At 69.6% G+C, this 17,782-nt stretch carries 14 protein-coding genes; 5 read left to right on the top strand and 9 right to left on the bottom strand.

The window, feature by feature from the left end; all coding sequences use genetic code 11:
• Positions 1-22 precede the first annotated feature (22 nt).
• Both LV75_RS12790 and LV75_RS12795 read right to left on the bottom strand, forming a co-directional pair.
• A complete protein-coding gene (locus tag LV75_RS12790; protein ID WP_253887085.1) occupies positions 23-2,089 on the bottom strand; it encodes a tetratricopeptide repeat protein in 2,067 nt (688 codons plus the stop codon).
• Positions 2,090-2,105: 16 nt separating this feature from the next.
• Positions 2,106-3,272, bottom strand: a complete 1,167-nt coding sequence (locus LV75_RS12795; protein ID WP_253887086.1) for a hypothetical protein — start codon at positions 3,270-3,272, stop codon at positions 2,106-2,108.
• A 1,148-nt stretch (positions 3,273-4,420) separates the two neighbouring features.
• Between LV75_RS12795 and LV75_RS12800 the strand changes: the two genes are divergently transcribed.
• The 5 genes from LV75_RS12800 to LV75_RS12820 all read left to right on the top strand — a co-directional run bounded on the left by LV75_RS12800 (position 4,421) and on the right by LV75_RS12820 (position 10,810).
• Positions 4,421-5,332, top strand: coding sequence for a fatty acid desaturase family protein (locus LV75_RS12800; RefSeq protein WP_253887087.1), 912 nt, complete (start codon positions 4,421-4,423; stop codon positions 5,330-5,332).
• Between the two features lie 23 nt (positions 5,333-5,355).
• Positions 5,356-6,108: a hypothetical protein gene (locus tag LV75_RS12805; protein WP_253887088.1), complete on the top strand. Its 753-nt coding sequence runs from the start codon at positions 5,356-5,358 to the stop codon at positions 6,106-6,108.
• Positions 6,109-6,567: 459 nt separating this feature from the next.
• Positions 6,568-8,145 carry an IPT/TIG domain-containing protein gene (locus tag LV75_RS12810; protein ID WP_253887089.1) on the top strand — a complete coding sequence of 526 codons (1,578 nt, stop codon included), beginning with the start codon at positions 6,568-6,570 and terminating at the stop codon, positions 8,143-8,145.
• 199 nt (positions 8,146-8,344) lie between these two features.
• Positions 8,345-10,150 (top strand): hypothetical protein, encoded by a 1,806-nt coding sequence (locus LV75_RS12815; protein ID WP_253887090.1) that lies wholly within the window; start codon positions 8,345-8,347, stop codon positions 10,148-10,150.
• An 81-nt stretch (positions 10,151-10,231) separates the two neighbouring features.
• Complete coding sequence (locus tag LV75_RS12820; protein WP_253887091.1) at positions 10,232-10,810, top strand: hypothetical protein; 579 nt, start codon at positions 10,232-10,234, stop codon at positions 10,808-10,810.
• A 70-nt stretch (positions 10,811-10,880) separates the two neighbouring features.
• On the opposite strand, the gene LV75_RS12825 is transcribed toward LV75_RS12820, so the two are convergent.
• The 7 genes from LV75_RS12825 to LV75_RS12855 form a co-directional block, all read right to left on the bottom strand.
• Complete coding sequence (locus tag LV75_RS12825) at positions 10,881-12,059, bottom strand: esterase/lipase family protein (protein WP_253887092.1); 1,179 nt, start codon at positions 12,057-12,059, stop codon at positions 10,881-10,883.
• Between the two features lie 273 nt (positions 12,060-12,332).
• Entirely contained in the window at positions 12,333-13,289 is a 957-nt protein-coding gene (locus LV75_RS12830) for a LysR family transcriptional regulator (protein ID WP_253887093.1), read from the bottom strand.
• Between the two features lie 54 nt (positions 13,290-13,343).
• A complete protein-coding gene (locus LV75_RS12835; protein ID WP_253887094.1) occupies positions 13,344-14,432 on the bottom strand; it encodes an NADase-type glycan-binding domain-containing protein in 1,089 nt (362 codons plus the stop codon).
• Positions 14,429-15,031, bottom strand: coding sequence for a phage tail protein (locus tag LV75_RS12840; protein ID WP_253887095.1), 603 nt, complete (start codon positions 15,029-15,031; stop codon positions 14,429-14,431). The genes LV75_RS12835 and LV75_RS12840 overlap by 4 nt, the downstream gene beginning before the upstream one ends.
• Positions 15,028-16,971, bottom strand: coding sequence for a putative baseplate assembly protein (locus tag LV75_RS12845; protein WP_253887097.1), 1,944 nt, complete (start codon positions 16,969-16,971; stop codon positions 15,028-15,030). Before LV75_RS12845 ends, LV75_RS12840 begins: the two co-directional genes overlap by 4 nt.
• On the bottom strand, positions 16,971-17,474 hold the full coding sequence (locus LV75_RS12850) for a GPW/gp25 family protein (RefSeq protein ID WP_308210937.1): 504 nt from the start codon (positions 17,472-17,474) through the stop codon (positions 16,971-16,973). Before LV75_RS12850 ends, LV75_RS12845 begins: the two co-directional genes overlap by 1 nt.
• Positions 17,471-17,770: a PAAR domain-containing protein gene (locus LV75_RS12855; protein ID WP_253887098.1), complete on the bottom strand. Its 300-nt coding sequence runs from the start codon at positions 17,768-17,770 to the stop codon at positions 17,471-17,473. The genes LV75_RS12850 and LV75_RS12855 overlap by 4 nt, the downstream gene beginning before the upstream one ends.
• Between the last annotated feature and the right edge of the window lie 12 nt (positions 17,771-17,782).

Here is a 17,782-nt window from a genome sequence, read left to right on the forward strand (position 1 = left end):
ACAGTCCTGTTGGGACACGCGGCTATGCCGGGACGAGGGCTTGGCAGCGGGCGAGGGCCTCGGCGACGTCTTCGTCTTCTGGGTCGGCTTGGTGGGCGGAGAGGAGGTCGGCGACCGCTAGAGCTGGGCGGTTGGCGGACTCGTGGAGGTATGCGCGGTTGTAGAGCAGCGCGGGGTCGTCGGGGGTGAGGGCTAGGGCGGCGTCGAGGTCGGCTAGGGCTTGGTCGGGGTCGCCTAGGGCGTCGGCGGTGGCGGCGCGGCCTGCGAGAGCTGCTACGAGAGTGGGGTCGGCGGTGAGTGCGCGGTTGAAGGCGGCTCTGGCCTCAACGTGCTCATCTAGGGCGCTGTGGACCTGGCCCAGGACGGCGTGGAGGTGGGCGTTGTCCGGGGCGTAGCGAAGGCCTTGCTCGGCGTCGGTGCGGGCGGCGGTGAGGTTGCCTAGGTCCAGGTGCAGACCCGCGCGGTTGACCAGGGCGTCGACCATGTCGGGTTCGAGGGTGAGGGTGTAGCTGAGCCCGGCCAGGGCGGCCTCGTCGTCGCCGCGGCGGAGGAGTAGTTCGGCGCGGTTGTACTGGGCCTCGGGGAACGGGGGACCGAGGCGGATGGCGGTCTCGTAGTCGGCCATGGCCTCGTCGTCGCGGCCCAGGCGCTGGTTGAGGTTGCCGCGGTCGAAGTGGTAGTCGGGGTAGTTGGGGTCGCGGGCGATGACCTCGTCGTAGCAGGCCAGGGCCTCGTCGAGGCGGCCGAGGCCGGTGAGCACCTGGGCCTGGTTGTGCACCAGGACCGAGCGGTGCAGGGCGTGCTCGTCGGCGCCGAGTTCGGCGTCCATCTCCGCGATGCCCTCGGTCACCAACCGCAGCGCCTCCTGCGGGTTGCCCATGTGGGCCTCGACGAGGGCGAGGCCGTTGCGCTGGAAGACGGTGTTGAACACCCGGTCCGCGCCGGTGTAGCAGAGCCGGGCCAGGGCGACGGCCTGGTTGATCAGCCCCTTGGCGCGCACGTGGTCGCGGTCCTGCTCGGCGTGGTGTCGCGTGTAGAGCATGCCGACCGCGTAGCAGGCCTGCAGGTGGACGCCTGGGTCCTGGGTCTCGGCGAGGATTTCGGTGTAGAGCGCCTCGGCCTCGCGCGGACGGTTGAGCGCGGCGAGGGAGGTGGTCATCTTGGTGGTGAAGACCCACCAGCGGGCCAGGTCGGAGACGTCGACGACGGTGCGGCCGCGCTGTCCCAACTCGATGGTCGCGTGGTAGTAACCCATGTCCAGGCAGTGGTTCAGCGCGTGCGCGAGTGCGTCCGCCCCCTTCACGGCCGGGTCCGACCCGTGTTGGCGGTGGTATGGGATCGCGCCAAGGGTCAGCGAGAACTCACCGCGTGCCGCCAGTTCCTCCGCCCGCCGGTCGTGCAGTTCGGCGCGCTCGGCAGGCGAGAGCCGCTCGTAAGCCGCCACCAACCCGGGATCGTCGGAAACGCAGTCCGCGGCGACGAACAGACGAGCATCCACAGTGGACTCTAAGCGCGGCGCGGTCACCTCGTGGAAAGTGGTGTGCTCGGCCAGATCCGCGGCGAGAGGTTCACCCGGGGGCTCACCGGTGTCGCAGACGACCACGGTCAACACCGCGGGATCGGTTCGGCGCAGCAGGGCGGAGAGGAACTCGAGATCGGTCCGGTCGGCCTCGGCCGCGAGCACGACCAGCGACCTGGGGGCGGATCCCGCCAGGTGGGCGTGCAGGAACTCGACGATCCCGTGCGCCATCCGCTGCGTGCGCAACCGCGAGTAGAACCTGGTGCGCTCCTTGGGAACGGCGAGCGAGGTCAGCGTCTCCCGGGCGCCGGTGACGGTCTCGCGCAGCTCGGGCGCGGCCGAGAACAGCTCGATCTCGTGTCTGCGCACCAGGTCCGGATCCGCGTGCGGGACGACGGCCCGCAACATGGTCCCCGTGGCCGTGTAGGGGCCGCGCAGCCTGCGGTGCGCGTCCACGGGCTCGGTCAGCGCGGGTGCCAGGGTCGGGAGGTGCTCGGCTAGCAGGGCGGGCAGGGCAGCGGGCTCGACCCGGTGGGGGAGCCGGACCCAGTGGTGGCCGGGAGCGGACATCGTTGCCTCCAAGGGGTCAGGCGCGGCGCGACCGGTAGGCCAGCACCGCGGCGGCGATGACCGGACCGATCGTCAGGACGAGGAAGAGGGCTGCGTCGAGCAGACCGAGGGCGGTGGGGCCGCCGCTGAGCCTGGTCGCGATGACCTGGACGACGTGGGCGGCGGCGGGCACGAGGGCGAACAGGCCGCTGAGCGCCAGGAACGCGTAGCCCGCGACCAACAGCCACACGTACCAGCGCGCCACTTCGCGGTCACGCGGGTGCCAGGAGGACTCGTCGACCGGGGTGCTGTTGCGGCGCAACAACTTGGCGACCTTCAGCCGCAACATCTGCCCGGCGACGGTTTGCAAGTCGTTGCAGCCCAGGACGGTGCACACGAGGTAGTACAGGTCGGTGCGCAGGAAGAAGTAGAACTGCCACACCGCCCGCAGCAAGGTGATGAAAGCGAACGCGAGCGCCACCCGGCCGACCAGGTGTTCCGGGCCGACGACGGCGGCGACCAGCGCACACAGACCGAGCACGACGGCGTCGGCCAACAAGCCCGCGAGGATCGGCAGGTAGCGCTGTTTGCGCGGCACCGCGACCAGCCCGTCCATCCTTGTCTCGAAGACGAGGAAGTAGAAGCGGCGGCCGATCGACAGCGACGAGTTGATGCCGAGCCTGCGCCCGGCGAGGGCGTGGAAGGACTCGTGCACCAGGATCAGCGGCACCTGCCCGAAGAACAGCGCGAGTTGCACCACCACGAGCGACTCGGTGAAGAACATGTTGCTCGCGTGCGGCGCCAGTCCGGGCACGGTGATCATCACCGCCACCCCGCCGAGGACGACGAGCGCGTAGACCGCCCACGCCCACCAGGAGAACAGCGCCCTGCCCAGGCCGCGCCAGCGCACCGGCTCCACCGCCGCGACGACTTCTCCGTCGCCGACGAGCATCTCGTACTCGACGAGGATCTCGAGGAACTCGCCGATGTCGACGGTCTCGCCGTACTCCTCGGCGTACCAGGCCGCGGCCGCGTTGGGGGTCACCCCGTCGGCCAACTTGCGCACGAGTTCGGCCCCGTCCGGGGGGAACACCCCGAACAGCCCGATGTCGGCGCGCCCGACGGTCACCTCCTCGCCGTCGGCGTGGAAGGTCAGCGGGTGCAGCGCGAGCGGTCGATCGAGGTCGAGCGCGGGTGCGGTCATGGACGCCTCACGGTGTGGTCTCCGAGGGCGCCCCGGCGGGGACCGGGGCGCCCGGGTCGGTCAGACGTAGATCGGCCCGCAGCCACCGGAGTAGAGGGTGGCCGCCCCGGTCAGGCGGACCGAACCGGCCTTGCGCACCTTGATCTTCTTCATGTGTGCCTCCTGGTCGTGTCGCAACACCGCCCCGACTCTTGACAGGAGGCGGAACCGTTGCTGGAGAAAGGATCCACCGCTGATCGGGTGGACTGCGACAACTCTCGATCCCAGAGTGCGAAACGGTCAAGGGGCCGCTCAGGTGTCCGCCAGATGAACGCCTGAGCACTCGGCGACCGCACGCGACCGGTGGGCCGAAAGGGTCCGCTGTGGACCCGGTTGTGGGCCGGACGCGGGAAAACCGCCGGTGGCACTGCGCCGCTCGGCGCGATGGGTGGCGGGCACGCGGGGTAGTCGACTGCTCCGGTCGTGATCGACGACCTCGCGCGGACGGACGGGTTTCCCCTGGGCGGTCTGGACCTTTTGGTGACGCGGTGTTACGGCGCTTGGGCTGATCAGGTGTAGACGAAAACCCGTTTGCCCGCTGGACAAGCATCCACCCCGGTGCAGCGGCGTGCGGATGCCGATCGAACCGCGTGGAAGCCGCCGAGCCGGGCATCGGCGACCTGGTTCGATCGCGCGATTGGGCCTGCCCGCAGGTTGCTGTCGTTGGCCCGGCGGACCGCCTAGCAAAGAGCAGGGCTGCATTTCGTTGCTGTTAGGTAACTGTGACGAAGTCGCTAGTCGTGGTTGTGGTGACAGAGGTGGTCTATGGTGTGGCGGCTTCGACGACATGGCCCTGTTCGCCGCCTTCGTGGCCGATTCAAAGATGGCTGTTCTGCGGGGGCTGAATGGGAGGGAATTGAGGCCATTCGGCTCAACCTGTGACGTCCGCGTAACAGTCCCGATGGCGGTGCCGATGATGACCATCGGCATCCAACGCAGCCCATCAAGGGAGTCCGCTCACGGAATCACGCATTCAGGGATCGCCACGGGGCGATCCGGCCAAGGTCCGGTGGAGCGGGTTCGATCCGATGCGTGCAGGGGTGGGTCACATGGGCGGGGCGGCTAGTGGCGTCAGGACGGCAGAGGGGCCTCCTGTGCAGGTCAAGGCCTTGGTCAGAGCTCTGTCGACGCGGGACAACTGGCGGAACTGGCTCTTCCTCGCGGTCGACTGGTCGGTCATCGTCGGGGCCGTCTGGCTGCACCTGCTCGTCGCCGATCCGTTCGTCTACCTGCTCGTCGCGGTACTCATCGGCAGCAGGATGCGGGCACTGGCCAACCTGATGCACGAAGCCGGACATTCCAAACTGTTCCGCAACCGCAGGGTGAACAACGTGGTGGGCGCGGTCCTGTGCTCGTGGCCGATCTTCATCCCCTTCCGGAGGTTCGTCGTCGAACACGGGCTGCACCACAGGCATCTCTGGCGGAGCGCGCAAGACCCGGATCTCGACCTCTACGCCTCCACTCGAACGGAACACGCTTCCCGGGAGCGGATCTCGTTCGCGAGGTTCGTCGTGGAGCACGTCCTGCTGGTGCTCATCCCGGTCATGCCATTGTGGCGGCTCTACCGAACGCTCATCGGTGACCGGATGCGCCTCCTGGTCGTCGCCGCCCTGACAGCGGTCGCCGTGGCGGTGCTGTCCGCGACCGGGTCGGTCGTCGCCCACGTCGTCGTCTTCTGCTGGATCGTCCCGTGGCTCACCACCTTCCAGTGCATCAGCTACTGGGCCGAGCTCGGCGAACACGGCGGTCTCCGCGCGTTCGGCTGGTCGTGGGGGAGCAGGAACTGGCGCGGGAACCCGGTGAGCCGGTGGCTGATCGGATCGCACTCCGACGACATCTACCACCTGCTGCACCACTGGTTCCCCAGCGTTCCGCACCACAAGTTGAAAGCCCTCGACGTGACGTGCAAGTCGGTGTGGAGGCCCTACGGGTCCCACGTGCGATGCGGCGGGTTCTTCTTCGGGAACCGGCACGAGAACTCGGTCCTGCGCGACATCTGGACCGGCGGACACAGGCTGTGAACCACTCAACCCAAGGCGGAGACATGCCCCCGAAGATCCCGGGTCAACCACCCATGCCCGGCGGCCGTCGCATCTACATCCACACCCACTCGTTGAAGTGCCTCGCCCGGCGCAGCGAGGAGATCGCGAACACGGTCAGCGCCGCGCTCGCCACGATCCGGATCGCCAAAGTGATCCACCACCACGTGGAAATGGGCGTCGACATAGGACTCGTGCGCCCGCGGATCGGCGAGGAGTTCGCGGTCGCCTTCGAGTGGAAGACCGAACTCGCCCACCTCTTCCACGCAGTCGGCTACCGCCCCTGCTTCCCGTCCGACCGGTCGTTGTTCCTGCCACTCCTCGGACCGAACGAGACCGTCGTGGCAACCTGTTCAGAGCAGGGCTATTACACATTCGCCACCGACACCGAGGCGTCCACGCGGATGTTCGAAGACCACGAGCCGTTCCCAACCCTGCAGAGGAGCCTCTCGGCAGAAGAAGGACCGGACGACCTCACCATGATCCGCGGTGTCAGCCTCGCCCTCATCAACCCCGAGATCGGCACCGGCCAGGTCGGATACCGCTACGCCCCGGACCTGAAGGCGTACACCCTGTCAGACCAGGAAGTCGACCACATCAACAGCCGGATTTGCGCGCGGTCGATCGAGGAAACCCAAGCCAAGGTCGCCCGGCTGTCCCCCCACCTCACCGACGACGAAGCCCAAATATGCCGCGACATGCTCTCGTCGGTCGAGCGCACCTTCGCCGTCGCCGAGAAGCTGTCAATGCAGGTCTGATCCGCCCAGGTACGAACGCGGACCCCCTGGCACACCTCCACCGGACCGTCAGCGGTGGAGGTGTGCGGCACGACCACCGGGATCGACGTCGACGCGAGGTCGGATCCTGACCTACGGGAGGACTTCCCCGGGCAGCGTGGGGTTGGGGCGCCCGTCGAATTTCTGCGACGTTCATGTCGAGCTTTCCTCATTGATCGGAAAATGGTCGGATCCGGCGTGAAAATAACGATCGCGATAGCGCTTGGCAGTTGGGTGAACTCTTGATTTCTCATTGCCACCCATACGCGAGGTCCCGCCTCCGATAGTGGGCCAACGAGGTGATCTGGTGTTCGTGGTCGGGGCGAAAGGTTCCGTGCGTATAGGTTTTCGACATACGCGGTGATACTTGTACGAGCCGGCGTCGCGAATTCATCGGCCATCCGACATCGCTGCCGCCCCTGTCAGGAGAGGAAGGCACGCATGGCTCGACACACCCAGGTCCGACGACCCAGATGGGCCGCGCTCGGTCTCGGCGCGACGATCGTCGCCACCGCGTTGTCGGTGGTGACCGGTTCGGTCGCGCAGGCCGCGACGACCGGCACGCTCTACGTGGCCAACCAGAGGGCCAACACGGTCTCGGTCGTCGACGCGGCGACCGGCACGATCACCGCGACGGTCCCGGTCGGGTCGCAACCCAGCGACGAGTCGATCACCCCGGACGGCACGCGCGTCTACGTCGCCAACTCAGCCAACGGCATCGTCAACGGCACCGTCTCGGTGATCGACACCGGCACCAACACCGTGATCGCCACCGTCGGGGTCGGTCGCAACTCGGGCGGGATCGAGGTCAACCCCGATGGCCAGTCCGTCTACGTCACCAACGCCAGCGACGACTCCGTGTCGGTGATCAGCACCACGACCAACACCGTCACCGCGACGATCCCCGGACTCGACTTCCCGCTGTCGGTCACGTTCAATCCCACGGGCACCCGCGCCTACGTCGGTGACCTGGACGCGGTCCGGGTGATCGACACCGCCACCAATACCGTGACCGCCACCATCCCGATCGGCGGCAGCGTCTCCGCGGTGACGGTCAACCCCGCAGGCACCGTGCTGTACGCGGCCGACCGGAGCAACAACACCCTGGTCGTGATCAACACGACCACCAACACGGTCGGCGCGACGATCCCGGTGGGCGCCTTCCCCAGCGCGGTCGCGCTCTCCCCGTCCGGTGGCACGGCCTACGTCACCAACCTGAGCAGCAGCTCCGTGTCGGTCATCGACACCACCACCAACACCGTGACCGCCACCGTGTCGGTCGGTTCCTTCCCGACCGGTGTCGCGATATCGGCGGACGGCAGCACCGCCTACGCGACCCACGGGACCACCGCGTCGGTCATCGACACCGCCACGAACACCGTGACCGGCACCCTCAGCGGATTCCAGACCGCCGACGCCATCGTCGTCCGCCCGTCCACCGCGCCCCCGGCACCGACGGTCACCGGCGTGTCCCCGACCACCGGCCCGGCGGCGGGCGGCACCACCGTCACCATCACCGGCGCGGACTTCACCGGCGCCACCGCCGTCCACTTCGGAGGGACGGCCGCGACGTTCACGGTGAACAGCGACAACTCCATCACCGCGACCGCACCCGCCGCCACCGTGACAGGTCCGGTCGACATCACCGTGACGACCCCCTCGGGCACCAGCACCACCAGCCCCGCCGACCAGTACACCTACACCGCCGACACCACGCAGCTCACCGCCGGACCGATCCTGTTCACCGTGGTCCCCGGTCACCTCTTCCTCACGCTGAACCTGTCGGCGACGCTGACCGACACCACCACCGGCCACCCGGTCGCGGGCCAGACGATCACCTTCACCGTCGGCTCCACCACCGTCTGCACAGCAGTCACCAACGCCGCGGGGGTGGCCACCTGCCACGGCCCGTGCCCGGTCCTGCTAGCCCTGCTCGCGGGCCGTTACAAGGCTACCTTCGCGGGCAGCGCCACGCTCGCCCCCGCCACCGCATACGGCTATCTGATCCAACACCACTGACAAGGACCAAAGGCACTGCGACCTGCTGTCGCCGGAGATGGGAATTGGGTGACGGGTCGTGCGCGACAGGTGTCCCACCACATTGATCCACCCGTTGCGATCGCGCAGAACCGAACTGAGTCGAGAGAGCAATCACCCACCACATCGAATCGAGGCTGCTTTGTCCATTCGCAGAAGACCCGGAACGCATTCCGCCCCCATGCGGCGGGTGCGTGCTCTCGGCTATGTGATGTCGCTTGTGTCGGTGTTGCTGGTGGCCGTGGTGGCCCCGGCGCACGCGGCGTTCCCCGGTGCCAACGGCAAGATCCTTCTCCGGCTGTCCGGCGAGGTGTACACGGTCGACCCGGACGGCAGCAACCTGACTCAGCTGACCAGCACCGGTGGCACCGCGTCCGAACCGCGGGTCAACGGGGACGGCTCCAAGGTGGCGTTCCTGGGTACTCAGACGGGGACCCGTCAGGTGTACACAATGGACCCCGATGGAACGGACGTCACGCAGGTGACCACCGGGTCCGCCGCCTTCAGCAACTCGCTGGCGTGGTCGCCCGCGGGGGACCGGCTGGTCTACGTCGTCGGCGGGTACATCACGACCATCGACCCCGACGGCACCGACCCGTTCTCGCTGGGTGTGTCCGGGACCAGCATGTCGTGGTCACCGGACGGCACCAAGATCGCCTACATCGGCACGGGCAACGTCCACACGATCAACACCGACGGGACCGGGGACACCACCCTGACCTCGGTGGGCCCCACCCAGGCGAACGCCGAGCCGGACTGGTCGCCCGACGGCACCAAGATCGCCTTCTCGCGGTCGAGGACCGGCTTCCCCGCGCAGATCCACACCGTTGACGCCGACGGCTCGAACCTGACCAACCTCTCCAACAACGGCGAGAACGAGTTCTCCCCGGTCTGGTCGCCCGACGGCACCAAGATCATCGCCTTCCGGCAGGGCTACGGCGTGCTGTCGATGAGCCCCGACGGCACCGGCAAGACCATCCTCTACGGCAACGCGAGCGCGATCCCCACCGACTGGTCGATCCCGACCACACCGCCGGGCGCGGACGTGTCGGTGTCGGTCGCCGACTCGGCTGACCCGGTCTCCCTCGGGGGTTCTCCGTACACCTACACGGTGAGCGTGGCCAACGCCGGACCTTCCGGGGCGACCGGGGTTTCGGTGTCGACCACCCTGTCCGGCGCCAACCGCACCATCAACTCCGCCACCTCCTCGCAAGGCTCGTGCTCGATCAGCGCCCCGACCGTGTCCTGCGCCCTGGGCGCCGTCGCGGCATCGGGTTCGGCGACCGTGACGATCTCGGTCACTCCCTCGGCCACCGGCACGATCACCGCCACCTCAACGGTGTCGGCCACCGAAACGGACCCGAGCAGCGGCAACAACACCGACGCTGAGTCCACCACGGTGAACAACGCGTTGGGCTGCACCATCACCGGCACACCCGGCAACGACACCCTCAATGGCGGCAACGGCAACGATGTCATCTGCGGACTGGGTGGCAACGACATCATCAACGGCGGGAACAACAACGACACGATCTATGGCGGCGCGGGCAACGACATCATCGACGGCGGCAACGGTGACGACACCATCTACGCCTCAGCCGGTGATGACACGATCGACGGCGGCAACAGCGACGACACGCTGTATGGCGGCGATGGCGACGACGTCATGGGTGGCGGCAACGGCGCCGACTACCTCTACGGCGCGGCGGGCAACGACACCAACTACGGCGAAACCCTGCTCGGGTCCCTGCTGTACCTGTTCGACAACGGCAACGACCACATCTACGGCGGCCCCGGCAACGACGACCTCGACGGCCAGAACGGCAACGACACCATCGTCGACCACGACGGCACCGACACCATGAGCGGCTCCACCGGCAACGACACCATCGACGTCCAAGACGGCGTCGGCGGCGACACCGCCAACGGTGGTCTCGGCTCGGACACCTGCACTGTCGATGGCGGCGACACCACCAGTAGTTGCTGAGCACTGTGGGCTGGTGCTCCCGCGACCCGCAGGCGCACCAGCCCACTCGTGCCCATGGACCCAGCACAAACGGAGGCTCCGGTGAACACCACCACCTATCCCGGCCGGCGCACAGCGGCGGTCGGGTCCTGGCGTCGAGCATGCGCGGTTGCCGCGGTGATCGCGCTGTGCAGCCTGCTGCCCGCGCCGGCCGCGCACGCCGCTGTCGGCTCGGTCACTTGCGTCGGTAGCAGCCACGTCACGTACGCACCCGGCCTGACCCTCACGCCGCAGAACGTCACGGTGACCGAGACCGACACCGTCCCGTCCTGCACGTCCACCGACCCCACGCTGACCAGTGTCATCACCGGCGGCCCCTTCTCCTACCCCGCCCCAGGTGCCGCCTGTAACGACATCGAGCTCAACCCCGCAGGCGGCACCCTCACCATCTACTGGAACAACGGACAGACCTCCACCCTCACCGGTCTCGTCGGCACGCTGACCGCCACCGGCGGCATCGTTCAGAACACAGCCACCGGCACCGTCACCGCGGGCGAGTTCACCGGTGCCAGCGCCACCATCACGTGGATCTACGCGCTGGTGAACCCGTTGCTGTGCCTGACAACCGGCGGCCTCACCACCCAGGACGGCACCATCCTGCTCCAGATCACTGGGGTTTGACCAAGGAAGCCCGCCGCGGCGGCCGCGTGGTGTGCCGACCAGTCTGCCTGGTCGGCACATCGGCGATGGCCTAGTCCGGCAACCGGTCCAGGATCCACTCGGCGAGCTCGGCGGTGATCTTGGTGTGCGGGTCGTTCTGCCCGGAGACGAGGAAGTCGTCCAGTTCGCTCTTGTCTGGCGCCAAGTCGTTCACCACGACGTAGGGGTCGTCGAGGTCGCCGATGGCCACCGCGCTGGCGGTGGGCACGAAGCCGACCGTGCGGTGGGCGATCGTCACCTTGCCGGTGATCTTGAGCTTGTCGCCCGCGATGCCGAAGGTCTCCAACGTGCCGCCCGGGGCGCCGTCGAGTTCCGGTAGCCCGGACGTGGTGATCTCGTGCTCGTTGAGCAGGCCCTTGAGCCGGGCGACGTCGGCCTCGCCGACCGACTGCGTCTTGAGGTCGGTGCCGGTGAACCAACCGCTGTCGACCTTCAGCGCGCTCTCGCCCGCCGGGACGCCGTTGCCCTGGCCGGTGCCGACGCCGTTGGCCACGCCAAGCAGCCGGGGGATGCGCGGCCAGCCGCCCACGCGGGCCAACTCGGCGAGGAACTCCTCGCGCAACGGGTCGACCCGGGGCTCGGCGCCGACGCTCTCCACGTGGCGCCAGAGGAGTTGGCGCGAGGCCGGGCTGTTGATCTGCTCGGACAACGCGGGCACGGAGGTCAGGAAGTGCGCGAGGTTCTGCAGCGCGATCGGCACCCACGCGCCGCGGTGCGGACTGTCGTAGGACAGGTAGACGCCGACGCGGTGGTCGACCCGCTGGAGTTCGAGCTTGGCCAGCGCGTACCGGGTGACCAGCCCACCCATGCTGAAACCGCCGACCAGCAGCCGGGCCTCGTCGGTCTGCTCGGCGTGCGTGCGGTGGATCGCGGCCGTCACGGCGTCGGCGTTGCGCAGGATCGACTCGCTGCGCTCGTCGTAGCCGATGAGCACCAGGGTGCGTCCACGCCGCCGCAGCTCGGAGATGAACGCGTACTCGCCCCGGTCCAAGCCCTCCCACAGCTCGTTCAGGTCGCTCGGGCCGCTGTTGAACCCGTCGGCGAGGAGCACCGGCCGCACGACGCCCTTCTGCCCCTCCGCGTAGTAGACCCACGCCGTACCGCCGGGCAGCGGCCAGGTGTCGTCCGGATCGGGGGCGGGCGTTGGCACGGGCTTGGGCGGCGCGAGGAAGCCGAACGGCTCGATGACAGGCTGGTCCTGTTCGGACATAGGAGGTTGCTCCCGGGTCGTAGATGATCAACTTCCCCCACCCTGGCCGCGCGGGCACCGCCCCGGGAACCCTCATCACCTGATAGCCGGAGCAGTTCATACCCCCAGCCGAACCACACCCACCCGGCGTCGCTCAGCCGACCCGACCATCACCCGTCAGGCCGCATACCCGTTGCGCCATCCCGCCGAAAGGCGGAGGCGGCCGGAAGATGGGGCGGTGTCGCACCGCGGCTGCGATGCTCCGGTCCCGGTGGGAACGCTCCCACCGGAGCGTCACTCCACGAGCGGGTGGACCTCGCGGTGCCGCTCCCACCAGGGCCGGAACGCCGGGCTCGCCAGCGCGTACCGCGTGTAGACGGACGCGACCGCGCGGTAGGCCCGGTCCACCTGATCTCGACCGATCCGGTGCCGGTGCCACACCAGTGACAGCCGCATCCGCATCGGGTCGCCCACCAACGGTCGTACTGCGATCCCCGGTACGCCAGGGGATGTGGGCTCGACCAGTTGCACCGCCCTGGCCGCGGCGATCAGGCCGCGGCCGCCGCCGCTGGGGACCTCGAACCGGATCCGCGGCGTGAACCCGGCGCGTCTGGCCGCCGCTCGGAACGACGCGAGCGCCCCGTCTTCCGGGCCCGGCGGGTTGATCCACGCCTCGTCCGCCAGCTCGGCCAGCGAGATCTCCGCCGCCTTGGCCAACCGGTGCTCGGCGGAGAGCGCCACGAACACCGGCACCCTCGGCACCACCACCCGATGCCCCAACTCCGGCGCGATCGGCACGTCTTGGCCCTCCGAGACCGCCAGCACCGCCAGGTCGAGCCCATCGCGCACCAACGACTGCACCAACTCGGTGCACGACGGCTCGACCGTGAAGGTCACCTCGGCCTCGGGGAGCGCCTGGTCGAGGTGTTCGTAGAGGACGGTCACGCACTCCATGTGCACCGAACCGATCCGTACTGCCCCCACTTCGCCGGGCCCGGCCAGGTCGGCGCTGATCGCGGTCAACTCCGCCAACAGCGGCCGGGTCCGCCGCAGCACCCGCTCACCCAATGCCGTGGGCGCCATCCCGGTTCGGCTGCGTTCAAACAGCCGTCCGCCGACAGCGCGCTCGACCCGCTGCAGCAACGTGGTCAACGACGGTTGGGAGATCCCGAGGACGGTCGCCGCCCGCGACAGGCTCCCCGAATCGGCGATCGCGGCCAGGGCGCGCAGGTGCCGGATCTCCAAGTCCATCGACGCACCATATAGCCAGGTATCGCGGCGACGACAGGCGTGGACAGTGGCCGGTCACGGGCGGCGGAAGAACTCGACCTCGCCCAGGGCGATGTGGTTGCCGCCGCCCAGCCCGGCGCTGGCGCGGATCTCCAGGCGGACCTCGGCGACGTCGGAGATGCCGAGGTCGGTGCGTTGGGGGCCGGGTTCGTCGGCGAGGGTGATGGGGGTGCTGCGGGTCGAGCCGTCGGAGCTGGTGGTGGTGAGGGTCAACGCGGTGGGCCGGGCTTGCTCGGCGAAGCGGTCCCGTTCGGCGGTCGGGCCGGTGTGGATCACCACCGACAACAGGCGGAATGGTTCGGCGAAGGTGAAGGTGGCCTGGGCGCCGGGGGCGGGCGTGCCCCAGTAGCGGTTGGAGAGGCCGTCTGCGGCCGCTTTGGCGGGGTGGTCGGGGAGTTCGGCCGTGGCGGTGACGGTACGCGGGGCGATGGGGGCCGGGGTGGCCAGCCGGTCGCGGATGTCCTGGACGGCGTCGTCCAGCTTGGGGTAGAGCAGGATGCCGACGACCACCAGGGCGATGATCACGAGCAGGGCGACCAGGGCGCGCAGCCAGCGGGAGCGGTCACCGTGCCAGGACCAGCGGCGTCGCTTCGCGGCGGCGGCGGAGGTGGCGTCTTGCGGTGTGAGGGGCGTTGCACAGCGGCGGCAGAACCTGCGGTCGGGCGGGTTCGGGGTACCGCAGTTGGGGCAGGGTGGGCCCTCCACGGCGGTTGTGACGGTGGTGGTCGCGGTGGGGCGCGGGGCGATCGGCTTGCCGGGGAGTACCGGTGCGGTGTCCTCCGCCTGCTTCACCGGTACGGGCTCAGGGGGCGGTGGGGCCGCTGGCGTCGATTCAACCGGGGACAGGTCAACTGGTCGGTCCTCGGCGACGCCGTCACGAGGTGCTGTGCCAGTGAGCGGGGCCTGAGGGGGCGTGACGGGAGCCGCGTCAGCGGGCGCGGGTTCGGCTGATGCGGTGTCGGCCACCGGGGCGTCGCTCGGAGCCGGGCCTGCCGGGGGAGTGGTGGGGTTGGCGGACCAGCCGAGGTAGGTGCCGCAGTTGCCGCAGAAGTCGTCGGTGTCCTCGACGGTGCTGCCGCAGACCGGACAGGGCCGGGTGCTCATGGCGACTCCGGTTCTGTGGATCCTGGTGCGGCCGCCGACTCCGGTTCTGTTGTCGACTCCGGTGCGGCGGCGAGGACCTCGACCCGGGGCACCAGGTGCAGCGGGCAGTGCGCCGCGACCACCGCCATGACCTGCTGGCGGTCCACCGCCGCCCGGTCCGGCCACACCTGCACGAGTAGTTCCGGCGCCGCTCCGGGGAGCTCGGCGTCCGGCGAGGCCGACCACGCCACCCCCGGGCCGTCGAGGATCCGCACGCCGACGCCCAGCGCCAGCCGCAGCCGCGCGGCGAGCCCCGCCGCGGTGCCGCGGTCGCGGTGCAGCCCGACCGCCCGCCGCACGAGTTCCCGGCGGACCGGCTCAGGCCAGCGGGGGTCGGTCCGCTCCGCGACCCACGAGGACAGCCACACCAGGAAGTCAGCCGGGGCCAGCGCCGGGTCGAGGTACCCGGTCAGATTGTCCAGAGTGGACAGGACGGCGGACAGCACGTCGTCGAGCCCAGCGGTGAACCGCAGGGCGAAGTCGTCCGCGGCGTACAGGGCGGGCAGCAGCGCGCCGATGGGGTGTGTGCTCGGCACCTCGGGGAGCGCGGCGCGGCTCACGGCGCCCCCACCACGGTCACCTGGTGCTGGTGGGAGAACACCAGGGCGTCCGGGGTGAGCTCCACCCGCTCCACCCGAGCGCCGCGCGCGCCGGTCAGCGGGTTGGCCGGGAACATCAGGATCTCCTCCACCACGCTCACGCCCGGAACCCGTTGTAGCACAGCGAAAACCTCGCCGTACTGCACCGCGCGCCCGAACTCCCAGCCCGTGCCGTCCGCGCCCCCGGTCAGCGGGTTCAGGTGACCGTGCAGCGCGTCCTGCGCCGCGATCCGCACCCGGTCGACTTCGGCGTCCGCGGCCACCAGCCGGGCCACCACGGTGATCCCCTGGTAGCGCGGCGGACCCACGATGGCCCGGGTCCCCAGCAACCGCCGGGCATCCAGCTGTCGCGCCACGGTCGCCAACACGTCGTCGGTCGGCACGAGTTGCTCGATCCGCAGGTGTTCACCGGGTCCGGTCGTCGCCGACGGGACCACGAGGATCCGGGCCGCGCCTGGTTCGTCGGCCGAGGGCAGGCATCGGACCCGCGCCAACGAGGGCGCGGCCTGGTGCGCGATCCGTTCGTAGTCCGACGCGGTCACCGCGCGGTCCTGGACCCGGAGTTGGTGCGGGGCGCGTTCCCTAGCCTCGGCCACGGTCTCGCCGTCGACCCCGCCCGTGGCCGCCTCCCGGTTCTCCACCGACGAGATGTACGGCACCGAGCTGCGCAGCACCGAGATCGAGCCGCGCGCGACATTGCCCGCGCGACCGCCCCCGGTCCGGTACCGCTCCACCAGGATCGCCGAACCCTTCGGCGGAACGGCCCCGTAGTACCGCAGATCGCCGTCGGGCTCGCGGACCGCGGGCGGGAACCGGACCTCGCCGAGCGTCGCGTCGAGCGTGACGTGCCGGTCGTGCGGGCCGGACTCGCCGAAGTGCTCGACCGCCGTCCATTCCTGCCAACCGTCCCCTTCGGACACCAGAACTATGACGGGGTCGCCGTCGGTCAGCACCGGTGTCCTCGGCAATGTGAATCTCTGCCCCGGCACGCCTTGTGACTGCCCTAGCGGCACATCCGGCACGACCTCGGCGTGCTCGACGACGGTGGTGCCGCCGATGGTGAAGGCCTCCGCGACGCGAACCGTGGGCGACTCGGCGTAGAACGGCTGCCCGTGCTCGGGTTCGGTGACCCGGCAGCGCACCCACCCCGCCCGCCTGTTCGACACGACCGACTCGGTGTGCGTGGCGGGTAGGTGCAGGACGACCTCGCCGGGCCGGTTGAGCCCGCCGGTGCTGTCCTCGTCGGTCTCGCACACGGTCCACCCGTGCCCGTCCCAGGCCTCCCACACCAGTGGTGGCTGGCGCGGATCAACGCCGATGCCCTCCACCCGGCTGTCCAACCGCAGGACCACCACGCAGCGCGGGGTCGCGGCGGACAGGCCGAACAGGGTCGCGTCACCCGGCACCGGGGTCGCCTGGAAGCACCGCACGTCCTGACCGGCCGTGATGTCCTTCGTGCGGTCGGCGTGCTCGCCCGCCGCGGTGCGGGTGATCAGCGCGGTGAGCTCGCACGGCACGATCGGCAGCGGTTCGGTCGTGGCGAACACCACCGCCTCGGTCGTCTCCGCGCGCGCGGTCGCCACCTCCGTCCCCACCGGCAGTAGCACCACCTCGTTCTGGGGCGCCGACAGCCAGAACGTCACGTCCGCCCTGGCCGCGGTCGGCGGGAACAGCCGCACGTCGAGCAGGTCGAGGAAGGCCAGGTAGTTGCGCTCCGGCACCCGGTTGAGCCGGTAGACGAGCTGGTCGACCATTTGCGCGAAGGTCTCGATCAGCGTCACGCCGGGGTCGGAGACGTTGTGGTCGGTCCACTCCGGACACCGGTTGCGCACGTACCGCTTCGCCTCGTCGACGAGCTGCTGGAACCGGCGGTCGTCCAGGTTGGGCGCGGGCAGAGCCATCAGACCGCCTCGCCCTCTGCCGCAACGCCGTCAAAGCGGGTGCCATCAAGCAGTGCACCATTGAGCAGTGCACCATCGAGCGGAGCCCCGTCGGACTGGGCGCCGTCGGAGGGGATGGTGTAGAAGGGGAACACCAGGTTGCGCTGGTCGTTGGTGGCGCGGATGGTGTAGTGGATGGAGATGTGCAGGGTGCCCGGCTCGACCGGGTCGTAGTCGACGTCTACCGCGGTGACCTCCACCCTGGGCTCCCACCGGTCGAGCGCAACCCGGACCTCGCGCGCGATGTGCCCCGCGGTGGCCCCGTCGGTCGCGGCGAACACGTGGTCGTGGATGCCGCAGCCGAACTCCGGGCGCATCTGCCGTTCCCCCGGCGCGGTGCCCAGGATCAGCCAGATGGCCTCCTCGATCTCCTGGTCCCGCACGACCATGCCGATGCCGCCGGTGGGGCCGACCCGCAGCGGGAAGCCCCAACCCCGGCCGATGAAGTCCGCGCGCACGCTCACCCTCCGATGCGGACGGTCAGTGCGCCGGAGACCACGTTCGCCCCGCAGCCGGTCTTGTCGCCGACCCTGGCCGCCACGAGCCCGCCGATGAGCACCCGGCCGAACCGCGGCTGGATCACGTTCGCCGGGCCCAGGGCGAGGTGCTGCGGGATCACGCAGAGGTGCGTGCTGCCGATGACAGCCGCGGGCTTGCCCTCGATCAGCACGGTCGCCACCTTGGCCGCGGCCATCGGCGGCGGTGGGCCAATGGTTCCACCGTGGCTGGTCTTGTCGCCTAGGCGTGCGGCGAACAACATCGCGCGTTCCTC

This window comes from Actinokineospora diospyrosa, from assembly GCF_024171925.1.
Classification (GTDB): Bacteria; Actinomycetota; Actinomycetes; order Mycobacteriales; family Pseudonocardiaceae; genus Actinokineospora; species Actinokineospora diospyrosa.